Raw genomic sequence first — 11,973 nt, 5'->3', positions numbered from 1 at the left:
CTGCCACGATGCGTTTCTCAGAGTTCTGGTGGTCCCGCGAGGCCGGGCACGGCCGATACCATGCATGCAAGCATGGCTGCCAGCCGACACGCGGGCGGTGTCATCGTGCGAACAGGATGCCGCACATCAGCGAGGGAGGCGATCGGGGCGATGGGTTTGGTCGACCGCTTCGAGCGCAAACTCGAGTCGACGGTTGGTGACGCCTTCGCCAGGGTATTCGGAGGCTCGATCGTCCCGGCCGAGGTGGAGTCGCTCCTCCGACGCGAGGCCGACAGCGGTGCACAAGAAGTACATGGCGGACGAATTTTGGCCCCGAACGACTACGTCATTACCCTCAGTGTGCCTGATTACCGCAAGGTGAGCGCCGACCCGGACATCACCTCGACCACGTTCGCCAAGCACTTGGAGGGATACATCCATGAGCAGGGGTGGCAAACGTATGGTGATGTGGTCGTCAGATTCGAGCAGTCGCCCGACCTGCACACCGGACAGTTACGCGCGCGTGGTGCGGTCAACCCGGACTCGACCACAGGCGAACCCGCGCCACCACGAGAACTTTCGTCCAACGCAGAACCAGGAGTACCACCGATGACCGACAATCCGAGCTACCGCGCCGGCCAGGGACAGGGTCGGCCGGCAGACGAATACTACGACGAGCGGTACAACCAGCCGGACGATCAACAACGTCCCCCGTATCCCCCCTCTGAACAGGGCGGATACCCGCCGCAGGGCGAGCCCAACTATCCGCCCCGTGGCGGCTACCCGGACCAGGGTGGCTACCCCGGTCAGGGCGGTTATCCGGACCAGGGCGGCTATCCCGACCAGGGGTACCCGCCTCCGTCCTACGAGCAGCGCCCACCCGCCGGGTACGGCCCGCCGCAGGGCGGCTACCCCGACCAGGGTTATCGCCAGCCTCCCCCCGGCTACGGTCCGCCTCCCGGTGGGCAGCCCGGGTACGGTCCCCCGCCGGGGCCGCCCGCCAATGACTACGACTACGGCCGCGCGCCGGGCCGTCCCGACGACGGCGGATATCCGCCTCCGGGACGCGGCTACCCCGACCAGGGCGGCTACCCCGACCAGGGCGGCTACCCGGATCAGGGCGGCTACGGCTCCCAGGGCGGCCAGGCCTACGGACGCCAGGACTACGGCCAGCCCGACTACGGACGCTACGGCGAGCCCCCGGCCGGTTACTCCGACCAGGGCTACGGCGACCAGGGCTACGGCGCGCCCGGTTACGGCGGCGGTTACGGCGCACCTCAGGGGGACTACCCCTCGGCGGGCGCAGCGGTCACCTTGCAGCTCGACGACGGCAGCGGCCGCACCTACCAGCTGCGCGAAGGCGCCAACGTGATCGGGCGGGGTCAGGACGCACAGTTCCGGCTGCCCGACACCGGTGTGTCCCGCAGGCATCTGGAGATCCGCTGGGACGGACAGGTCGCGCTATTGTCAGACCTCAACTCCACCAACGGCACCACGGTGAACAATGCGCCGGTACAGGAGTGGCAGCTGGCCGACGGTGACGTCATCCGGCTCGGTCACTCCGAGATCATCGTCCGCGTTCACTGAGGGTCGACAGCCCGGGGAAAGCTTTCTGCTTGACCCTCACGTCGAACGCCGCCGAAGTATGGTGGCGGTGCCGAAAGGACGCCTACGAGCGCTTGCGCGAGGCGTATGACGGGGACGGAGAGGACGTCAGATGCAGGGGCTAGTTCTGCAGCTGACCCGTGTCGGCTTCCTGCTGTTGCTGTGGCTGTTCATCTGGTCGGTGCTGCGCATCCTGCGCACCGACATCTACGCACCCACCGGCGCGGTGATGGCTCGGCGGGGGTTGGCGCTGCGCGGGACTCTGCTACCCAACCGGGGCCGCAGAAACGTCCCCCGCCAGTTGGTGGTCACCGAGGGCGCGCTGCTGGGTACCCGGGTGCCGCTGGGCACCCAGCCGATCCTGATCGGCCGCGCCGATGACTCCACGCTGGTGCTGACCGACGACTACGCCTCCACCCGCCACGCCAGGCTCTCCCCACGAGGTCCGGAGTGGTATGTAGAGGATCTAGGATCGACCAACGGTACATACCTCGACAGGGCGAAGGTGACGACGGCGGTACGAGTCCCGATGGGCACCCCGGTGCGGGTCGGCAAAACGGTGATCGAGCTACGCCCGTGACGCTGCGCACGCGAGGAGCGGTATGACCCTGGGACTCCGATACGCCGCACGCAGCGACCGCGGACTGGTCCGCGCCAACAACGAGGACTCGGTCTACGCCGGCGCCCGCCTGCTGGCCCTCGCCGACGGTATGGGCGGTCACGCCGCCGGGGAGATCGCCTCCCAACTGGTCATCGCCGCCCTGGCCCACCTCGACGACGACGAACCCGGCGGCGACCTGCTGAGCAAACTCGGTGACGCTGTCCGGGAAGGCAACTCGGCGATCGCCGCGCACATCGAGGCCGACCCGGATCTCGACGGCATGGGCACCACGCTGACGGCCATCCTGTTCGCGGGCAACCGGCTCGGCCTGGTGCACATCGGCGATTCCCGCGGCTACATGTTGCGCGACGGCGAGCTCACCCAGATCACCAAGGACGACTCGTTCGTACAGACCCTGGTCGACGAGGGCCGCATCACCGCCGAGGAGGCGCACAGCCACCCGCAGCGCTCGCTGATCATGAAGGCCCTCACCGGCCACGAGGTGGAGCCGGCGCTGATCATGCGCGAGGCCCGTGTCGGAGACCGGTATCTGCTGTGCACCGACGGCCTCACCGACCCGGTCAGCCACGACACCATCGCCGAAGCGCTGCAGATCCCGGACGTCACCGAGAGTGCGGACCGTCTCGTCGAACTGGCGTTGCGGGGCGGCGGTCCCGACAACGTCACTCTGGTGGTGGCCGACGTCGTCGACTACGACTACGGCCAGACCCAACCAATCCTCGCCGGAGCGGTGTCCGGAAGCGATGACCAGAGCGCCCCGCCGAACACCGCAGCCGGGCGCGCGTCCGCGTTCAACCCGAAACGCAATATCGCCAAACCCGTTGTGCACCAACCAGAAGAGCCACCACCGAGACCCCGCTCCCGGCGCCGCATGTTCATCATCGCCACAGTGCTGCTCCTGGTGGTCCTCGCAGGCCTGGCCGTCGCACGCGAGATCGTGCGCAACAACTACTACGTCAGCGAACACGCCGGCACCGTCTCCATCATGCGGGGTGTCCAAGGCTCCTTCGCCGGGATCTCACTGCAGGAGCCCTACCTCCTCGGGTGTCTGAACGCCCGCAACGAACTCTCCCTGATCAGCGCCGGACAGTCGCTCGACGACCTGGGCTGCCGACTACTCGCCGTCGACGACATGCGTCCGTCCGAACGTGCCCAGGTCATCGCCGGGCTGCCCTCGGGAACCCTCGACGACGCCATCCGGCAGATCGAGCAGCTGCGCGGGTCGGTGCTGCCGGTCTGCCCACCGCCGCCCACGGCGACGACGCCCAAGCCGACCCCGCACCTGCCCCCGTTGCCGCGAACGACGACGTCGACCACCGCCGTGCCGACGCCGACCAGCGCGCCCTCCCCCGCCCCGCCCGGACCGGCCCCCGAGACCCCCCGCACGGTCACCAGCCCACCGGCGCCCCCGCCACCCCCGTCGCCGACCGTCACCGCACTGCCGCCCCCACCACCTGAGCCGGGAACGAACTGCCGGGAAGTGTCATGACGACACAGCCGCAAGCCCCGGTCGCGGTGAAACCAGTACAGCCCACTCGCCGCAACGCCGAACTCATCCTGCTCGGCTTCGCCGCGCTGATCACCACTGTCGCGCTGCTGCTGGTCGAGGCCACCCAGGAACAGGGCCTGCGCTGGGATCTGGCGCAGTACACCGTCGCCTACCTGGCGCTGTTCGCCGGCGCGCACCTGGCGATCCGCCGCTTCGCCCCCTACGCCGATCCGCTGCTGCTGCCCGTGGTGGCGCTGCTGAATGGCTTGGGGCTGGTGATGATTCACCGGCTCGACCTCGCCGAGGGGGAGAACACCTCGCAGGGGTTGGGCGGGACGGCGAACCAGCAGATGTTGTGGACATTGGTCGGAGTCGTCGGCTTCTCCGCCATCGTGGTCTTTCTGCGCGATCACCGGCTGCTGTCGCGGTACGGCTACGTGTGCGGGTTCGCCGGCCTGATCCTGCTGGCCATCCCGGCGCTGCTGCCCAGCTCGATGTCCGAGCAGAACGGCGCCAAGATCTGGATCTTGTTGCCCGGCTTCTCGATTCAGCCGGCAGAGTTCTCGAAGATCCTGCTGCTGATCTTCTTCGCCGCCGTACTGGTGTCCAAGCGCAACCTGTTCACCAGCGCCGGCAAGCACGTCCTCGGCATGGATCTGCCCCGCCCGCGCGACCTGGCTCCGCTGTTGGCGGCCTGGATCGCCTCGATCAGCGTGATGATCTTCGAGAAGGATCTCGGCACCTCGCTGCTGCTGTACGCCTCCTTCCTGGTGATGGTGTACATCGCCACCGAACGGTTCAGCTGGGTGGTGCTCGGGCTGGCGTTGTTCGCCGTGGGAAGCGTTGCGGCGTACTACCTCTTCGACCACGTCCGGGTTCGGGTGCAGACCTGGCGGGACCCGTTCGCCGACCCCGAGGGCGCCGGCTACCAGATGGTGCAGTCGCTGTTCAGTTTCGCCACCGGCGGCATCTTCGGGACCGGGCTGGGCAACGGCCAGCCGGGCACCGTGCCCGCCGCGTCCACCGACTTCATCATCGCCGCGATCGGTGAAGAGCTCGGCCTGGTGGGGTTGGCCGCCGTGCTGATGCTCTACACCATCGTGATCATCCGCGGGCTGCGGACCGCGATCGCCGTCCGCGACAGTTTCGGCAAGCTGCTGGCCGCCGGGCTGGCCACCACGCTGGCGATCCAGTTGTTCATCGTCGTCGGCGGGGTCACCAAGTTGATCCCGCTCACCGGGCTGACCACGCCGTGGATGTCCTACGGCGGCTCGTCGCTGGTCGCCAACTACCTGCTGCTGGCGATCCTGGTCCGCATCTCGCACGCCGCCCGCCGGCCGATCGGCACCGGGCCGCTGCCGGGCGGGCCCATCGCGGCCGCGAGCACCGAGGTGATCGAGAAGGTATGAACACCTCACTACGCCGCATCTCGGTGATGATCATGGCCCTGATCGTGCTGCTGCTCGCCAACGCCACGCTGACCCAGGTGTTCACCGCCGACGGATTGCGGTCGGATCCGCGCAACCAACGGGTGTTGCTCGACGAGTACTCGCGCCAGCGGGGCCAGATCTCGGCGGGCGGGCAACTGCTGGCCTATTCGGTGTCGACCGAGGGTCGGTTCCGGTTCCTGCGGGTCTATCCCGACCCGATGACCTACGCGCCGGTCACCGGTTTCTACTCGCTGAGCTACTCCAGCTCCGGCCTGGAGCGCGCCGAGGACACCATCCTCAACGGGTCAGACCAGCGACTGTTCGGACGCCGCCTGGCCGACTTCTTCACCGGCCGCGACCCCAGGGGCGGCAGTGTGGCCACCACGATCAACCCCGAGGTCCAGCAAGCCGCCTGGGAGGCGATGCAGGACGGTTGCGACGGACCGTGCCGAGGCGCGGTCGTCGCCCTCGAGCCGTCCACCGGCAGGATCCTGGCGATGGTCTCGTCGCCGTCCTACGATCCGAACCTGTTGGCCACCCACGACATCGAGGAGCAGACGACCGCCTGGCAGCAGTTGCGCGACGACCCGGCTTCGCCGCTGTTGAACAGGGCGATCGCCGAGACCTACCCGCCTGGGTCGACCTTCAAGGTGCTCACCACCGCGGCAGCGCTGCAGGCTGGGGCCACGCCGGACACCCAGCTGACCGCACAGTCGGAGATCCCGCTGCCCAACAGCACCGCGACGCTGCAGAATTTCGGCGGAACCTCCTGCGGCGGTGGTCCGACCACCACCCTGCGCAACGCGTTCGCGAACTCCTGCAACACCGCCTTCGTCGAACTCGGCATGGACACCGGGGCCGAGGCCCTGCGCTCCACGGCGCGCGCGTTCGGCGTCGACGTGGATCCGGCCCCCATCCCCCTTCAGGTCGCCGAATCGACGCTCGGGCCGATCACCGACGCCGCAGCGCTGGGGATGTCGAGCATCGGGCAGAAGGACGTCGCGCTGACGCCGTTGCAGAACGCGATGATCGCGGCGACCGTCGCGAACAAGGGGGTCACGATGCAGCCGTATCTGGTCGACAGCCTGCGCGGACCCGACCTGTCCAACATCGCCACCACGGTTCCCACCGAAGAGCGGCGAGCAGTCACGGAGCAGGTCGCGGATACACTGACGGACTTGATGGTCGCCGCCGAGCAGGTGACTCAGCAGAAGGGAGCCATCGCCGGCGTGCAGATCGCATCCAAGACCGGCACTGCGGAGCACGGTACGGACCCTCGCAACACGCCGCCGCATGCCTGGTACATCGCCTTTGCGCCCGCTCAGGCACCCAAGGTCGCAGTCGCGGTTGTCGTCGAGAACGGCGGCGATCGACTCTCGGCGACCGGCGGTGCGGTCGCGGCGCCCATCGGACGCGCCACCATCGCCGCGGCGCTGCGGGGGGCCTCATGAGTCCCCTAGCCGGAGGCGAGAAATGAGCCCGAGAGTCGGGGTGACCCTGTCGGGTCGCTACCGGCTGCAACGGCTGATCGCCACCGGCGGAATGGGCCAGGTCTGGGAGGGCGTGGACTCCCGGTTGGGGCGCCGCGTCGCGATCAAGGTGCTCAAGGCCGAGTACTCGACGGACGCGGAGTTCGTCGAGCGGTTCCGCGCCGAGGCACGCACCGTCGCGATGCTCAACCACCCCGGCATCGCCGGCGTGTACGACTACGGCGAGACCGACATGGACGGCGAAGGCCGCACTGCTTACCTGGTGATGGAGCTGGTCAACGGCGAACCGCTGAACTCGGTGATCAAGCGCACCGGCAGGCTGTCGCTGCGGCATGCGCTGGACATGCTCGAGCAGACCGGCCGCGCGCTTCAGGTCGCCCACACCGCGGGCCTGGTGCACCGCGACGTCAAGCCGGGCAACATCCTGATCACCCCCACCGGCCAGGTGAAGCTGACCGACTTCGGCATCGCCAAGGCCGTCGACGCCGCGCCGGTCACACAGACCGGCATGGTGATGGGCACCGCGCAGTACATCGCACCCGAGCAGGCCCTGGGCCATGACGCGACCGCCGCCAGCGACGTGTACTCACTGGGCGTGGTGGGCTACGAATCGGTGTCGGGGAAACGGCCGTTCACCGGCGACGGTGCGCTGACCGTGGCGATGAAGCACATCAAGGAGAATCCCCCTCCGCTGCCCGCCGACCTGCCGCCCAATGTGCGCGAACTGATCGAGATCACGCTCGTCAAGAACCCCGGCATGCGCTACAAGTCCGGCGGAACGTTCGCCGACGCCGTCGCGGCGGTCCGCGCCGGACGGCGGCCGCCGCGCCCCAACGCGGCCCCGTCCCTCGGGCGTGCCGCCCCGGCCGCGGTGCCTCCGGCCATTGCGGCCCGGCCCCCCGCAGAGGCCACCGGCCGCGCCGCCGCCACCGCAGCGCGGCCTCGCACCACCGGAAACCACCATCGCTCCGCCCCGCCGGCGCGGCGCACGTTCTCGTCAGGTCAGCGGGCGCTGTTGTGGGCCGCCGGGGTGCTCGGCGCACTCGCCATCGTCATCGCGATCCTGATTGTTCTCAACGCCCAGGACCGCAGGGACCAGGCGCCGCAGCCGTCGACGATCACCGAGACGCCCGCGTCCGAGACGTTGCCGCCCCCGGCGCCCGAAACCCCGGGCGCCGCCGCATCCGGGCTCACCGGTCATGGACTCGACGGATATTGGGTATCACGTCACCTCGACAGCGCGGCACCTTCCACGGCGCCGCCGCACCGACCAGCCTCAGAACAGATACTGCGATGACAACCCCACAGCACCTTTCCGACCGTTACGAAGTCGGCGAGATCCTGGGTTTCGGCGGCATGTCCGAAGTCCACATGGCCCGCGACCTACGGCTGCACCGTGACGTCGCGATCAAGGTGCTGCGCGCCGACCTGGCCCGGGACCCGAGCTTCTATCTGCGGTTCCGCCGAGAAGCGCAGAACGCGGCCGCGCTCAATCACCCCGCGATCGTCGCGGTCTACGACACCGGCGAGGCCGAGACGCCGAGCGGGCCGCTGCCCTACATCGTCATGGAGTACGTCGACGGTGTGACGCTGCGCGACATCGTGCACAGCGAGGGACCGATGCCGCCGCAGCGCGCCATCGAGGTGATCGCCGACGCCTGCCAGGCGCTGAACTTCAGCCATCAGCACGGGATCATCCACCGCGACGTCAAACCGGCCAACATCATGATCAGCAAGTCCGGCGCGGTGAAGGTCATGGACTTCGGTATCGCCCGCGCGCTCGCCGATGCCGGCAACCCCGTCACCCAGACCGCGGCGGTCATCGGCACCGCCCAGTACCTGTCCCCCGAGCAGGCCCGCGGCGTGAAGGTCGACGCCCGCTCCGATGTGTACTCGCTGGGTTGTGTGCTCTACGAGATGCTCACCGGCGAGCCACCCTTCGTCGGCGACTCCCCCGTCGCCGTGGCCTACCAGCACGTCCGGGAGGACCCCGTCCCGCCGTCGGAGCGACACAGCGGCATCTCCCCCGAACTGGACGCGGTGGTGCTCAAGGCGCTGGCCAAGAACCCCGACAACCGGTACCAGACCGCCGCCGAGATGCGCACCGACCTCGTCAAGGTGCACAGCGGTGAGACGCCCGACGCGCCCAAGATCTACACCGACGCCGAACGGACGTCGCTGCTGTCCGCGGGTTCGTCTCACGACCGCACCGAGCAGCTCGACTCGGTGGGTCGCCACCAGCCGCGCTACGAGGAACGGGCGCGCCGCGGCTCGGTCGGACGCTGGTTGGCGGCCGTGGCGATCCTGGCGGTGCTCACCGTGGTCGTCACGATCGCCATCAACTCGTTCGGCGGCGAGACCCGCTCCATCCAGGTCCCTGACGTCAGCGGGCAGGTCTCCGACGATGCGATCGCCGCGTTGCAGAACCTCGGGTTCAGGACCACCCTGCAGCGCAACCCGGATTCCGAGGTGCCACCGGACCACGTGATCAGCACCGACCCGGGCGCGAACTCGTCGGTCGAAGCGGGCGAGGAGATCACCCTCAACGTCTCTACCGGCCCCGAGCAGCGCGAAGTGCCCGACGTGTCCGGACTGAGCTACGGCGACGCGGTCAGCGAGCTCACCGACGCGGGCTTCGAACGTTTCCGGCGCACCGCGTCGGCGTCGACACCTGAGCAGCGGGACCGGGTGCTGTCCACCGTGCCGCCCGCCAACCAGACCTCGGCGATCACCAATGAGATCACCATCGTGGTGGGCTCGGGTCCGGCGACGGCCGAAGTGCCCGATTGCGTCGGGCAGACCGCCGCGGTCTGCCAGGAGGTCCTGTCGGCGTCCGGCTTCTCCAACACTGTGGCTGTGGAGGTCGACAGCACCAGCCCGGCGGGACGAGTGTTGGGCACCGACCCCGCCGCCGCCCAGACCGTTCCCGAGGACACGGTGATCCAGATCCAGGTGTCCCGCGGCAACCAGTTCGTGATGCCCGACCTGACCGGGATGTTCTGGACCGACGCCGAGCCGAGGCTACGTGCGCTCGGCTGGACCGGCGTGCTGGACAAGGGCGGCGACGTGCAGAACAGCGGCCAGCGCACGAACGCGGTGGTGACCCAGAGTCCGGCGGCAGGTTCGGACGTGAGCTACGGCGCCAGGATCACGCTGAACTTCGCGTCGTAGCTGCCTGCACGGCACCGGCGACTTCGTCTTCGAGGCGGCGGACCAGTTCCTCGGCGGGAGCCGCACCGCAGTAGGCCAGCCAGTTGGCCAGCATCCGGTGCCCGCCCTGGGTCAGGATTGATTCCGGATGGAACTGCACGCCGTGGATCGGCAGGTCGACATGGCGCACACCCATGATGACGCCCCCGGGATCTCCCCCGTCGCGTCGCTCGCCCTCGGTCCGGGCGATCACCTCGAGTTCATCGGGAATCGTCTCGGGCAGGATCGTCAGCGAGTGATACCGCGTCGCGATGAACGGATCCGGAAGACCTTTCAGCACACCGGTGTTCGTGTGATACACGGTGCTGGTCTTGCCGTGAAGCAGTTCCGGCGCCCGGTCGACGGTGCCGCCGAACGCCACACCGATGGCCTGATGCCCAAGGCACACCCCCAGTAGGGGAGTGCGGGCAGCGGCGCAGGCCTCGACCAGGGGGATGGACGCTCCGGCGCGCTCGGGAGTGCCCGGCCCGGGGCTGAGCAGCACACCGTCGAACTCCTCGGCCGCGCGGACGATGTCGGCGTCGGTGGCCAGTCGCTCGTCGTCGTTACGCCACACCTTTGCGTCCACGCCGAGCTGGCCCAGGTACTGGACCAGGTTGAACACGAAGCTGTCGTAGTTGTCGACGACCAAGACCTGCATGGCAACAGGCTACCGCCAGGGGTTTGTGCTCACGGATCTCAGGCGGCGTCCGACGATGCTCCGCCGTCGCTGTCATTGCTGTTGTCACTGTCACTGTCGTTATCGTTGTCACTGTCACTGTCGTTGTCGTTGTCGTCAGAAGTCGCGGCCGTCTCGGTGTCGCGCTTCGTCTCGGTGTCGCGCTTCGTCTCGGTGTCAGCCGTATCCGCGTCAGCGGTCTCGGCAGCGTCCTCGGAGTCCTCGGTTTCCTCAGCGTCCAGCGAGTCGGCTGCGTCGTCGTCGGCATCGTCTCTGGCCGGCGCGTCCGGCAGCTCCTCGTCACCTTCTGCGGCACTGTCGCTGGAATCCTCCTCGGAGCGCACCGAATTCGCGGTGGAGGCCGTTGCCGTCGGCTCCTCGATCGCAGGGGTCTGGGACTCTTCAGTCAGCCGGGCCGCCTCCTCGGTGCTGCCGGACACACTCGGCGGCGGGGTCCCGTTGCCCCAATCCGCGCCCTCGCCCTGTTCGATGAAATCCGGGCGGTCGTAATCACGTTCGACGAGCGGCCGGTACCGGGCATCGAGTTCAGCCAGCTGCTCGTCCGAGACGAACGGCTCCACCCACCTCAACATCGGCAGCGTCTCCGCCTCGATCAGCATGTAGGTGGTGTTGCCCTCGCGGTAGACGAGGTTGCCCGGATCGTTGATGTCGATATCGTCCTCGAAGTACGTGAAATGTCGTGACGAAGCGCCGTTGATCCACGAATAGAAGCCGAAGCGGGTGGGGCGATCCGCCACGCCGTCATATTGCACGACCACGTCCAAGTGGTCGTACGGCTGCTCGTCGGGCAGCCCCGTGCCGCTTCTGTTGCGCTGGTTTCCACCGAACTTGTTCTCCGGGTTGCCGTACGTGACGATCAGGACCACTCGCTCAGGATCGGGGGCGAGTTCGGGGTTGCGCTCCCATTCCCGCAGGCGGTTGTAGACGCCGCTGGCGCCCAAGGAATAGCCGATGATGATGATGTCGCCCGGAGTGGTGTCGACGCCTGTCTGGATCTGACTGGCACTGGTGCTCGCAGCCACCGGCCCGGGGCCGAGCGAGCGGCAGGTGTTCTGTTCGCAGAATGCGCCGTTGAACGCGGTCTGGGCTTCGCCGCTGGCGCGCGTTGTACCTTCGGCAGCCAGCACGGTCGCCGCGAGCGCGGGAGGCGCGGCTGACAGTGCGACGACTGCCGGCATGGACAGGGCTGCGAGGGTCGCTGCAAGGGTGCGGTAGCGGTGACGATTCATTTGGATCCTCCGGAACTCATCGGGAATGCACGCGGTGTGGTCGTGTGCACTTCCCAGCGGGCTCGGGGACGCGCAGCCTCATTGCTGCGGAGTACCCAGACCGTGGGCGGATCGAACCGCTGAACTTTGCTTGGATCGATCCGAGCGAATGTGGTTGATGACCGCTGTGTTGCCGGTCCTATTTCGACGACTCAGTGGACACCCGGGCAAGTCGCAGTAACCGCCTGCGTTTTGGACGGC

9 protein-coding genes are annotated in these 11,973 nt (G+C 68.3%); 7 read left to right on the top strand and 2 right to left on the bottom strand.

The window, feature by feature from the left end; translation table 11 throughout:
• Window positions 1-150 precede the first annotated feature (150 nt).
• The 7 genes from G6N53_RS04895 to pknB all read left to right on the top strand — a co-directional run bounded on the left by G6N53_RS04895 (window position 151) and on the right by pknB (window position 9,786).
• A complete protein-coding gene (locus G6N53_RS04895; protein WP_163887485.1) occupies window positions 151-1,566 on the top strand; it encodes an FHA domain-containing protein in 1,416 nt (471 codons plus the stop codon).
• Between the two features lie 130 nt (window positions 1,567-1,696).
• Complete coding sequence (locus G6N53_RS04890; RefSeq protein WP_163887484.1) at window positions 1,697-2,164, top strand: FHA domain-containing protein FhaB/FipA; 468 nt, start codon at window positions 1,697-1,699, stop codon at window positions 2,162-2,164.
• A 22-nt stretch (window positions 2,165-2,186) separates the two neighbouring features.
• Window positions 2,187-3,695, top strand: a complete 1,509-nt coding sequence (locus G6N53_RS04885; protein WP_163887483.1) for a PP2C family protein-serine/threonine phosphatase — start codon at window positions 2,187-2,189, stop codon at window positions 3,693-3,695.
• Window positions 3,692-5,104: a peptidoglycan glycosyltransferase RodA gene (locus tag G6N53_RS04880; RefSeq protein ID WP_163887482.1), complete on the top strand. Its 1,413-nt coding sequence runs from the start codon at window positions 3,692-3,694 to the stop codon at window positions 5,102-5,104. Before G6N53_RS04885 ends, G6N53_RS04880 begins: the two co-directional genes overlap by 4 nt.
• A complete protein-coding gene (gene pbpA, locus G6N53_RS04875) occupies window positions 5,101-6,576 on the top strand; it encodes a D,D-transpeptidase PbpA (RefSeq protein WP_163887481.1) in 1,476 nt (491 codons plus the stop codon). Before G6N53_RS04880 ends, pbpA begins: the two co-directional genes overlap by 4 nt.
• A gap of 22 nt (window positions 6,577-6,598) precedes the next feature.
• Window positions 6,599-7,912 carry a protein kinase domain-containing protein gene (locus G6N53_RS04870; protein ID WP_163887480.1) on the top strand — a complete coding sequence of 438 codons (1,314 nt, stop codon included), beginning with the start codon at window positions 6,599-6,601 and terminating at the stop codon, window positions 7,910-7,912.
• Window positions 7,909-9,786 (top strand): Stk1 family PASTA domain-containing Ser/Thr kinase, encoded by a 1,878-nt coding sequence (gene pknB, locus G6N53_RS04865; protein ID WP_163887479.1) that lies wholly within the window; start codon window positions 7,909-7,911, stop codon window positions 9,784-9,786. The genes G6N53_RS04870 and pknB overlap by 4 nt, the downstream gene beginning before the upstream one ends.
• On the opposite strand, the gene G6N53_RS04860 is transcribed toward pknB, so the two are convergent.
• Together G6N53_RS04860 and G6N53_RS04855 are read right to left on the bottom strand one after the other, a co-directional pair.
• Window positions 9,764-10,465 carry an aminodeoxychorismate/anthranilate synthase component II gene (locus tag G6N53_RS04860; protein ID WP_163887478.1) on the bottom strand — a complete coding sequence of 234 codons (702 nt, stop codon included), beginning with the start codon at window positions 10,463-10,465 and terminating at the stop codon, window positions 9,764-9,766. The two genes, pknB and G6N53_RS04860, sit on opposite strands and share 23 nt — an antisense overlap.
• 38 nt (window positions 10,466-10,503) lie before the next feature.
• A complete protein-coding gene (locus G6N53_RS04855) occupies window positions 10,504-11,733 on the bottom strand; it encodes a PE-PPE domain-containing protein (protein WP_163887477.1) in 1,230 nt (409 codons plus the stop codon).
• Window positions 11,734-11,973 lie beyond the last annotated feature (240 nt).

The organism is Mycolicibacterium hippocampi (genome assembly GCF_010723735.1).
Lineage (GTDB): Bacteria > Actinomycetota > Actinomycetes > Mycobacteriales > Mycobacteriaceae > Mycobacterium > Mycobacterium hippocampi.
Note: the sequence above shows the minus strand (reverse complement) of the source record. Positions and strands in the feature narration are given on the sequence as shown.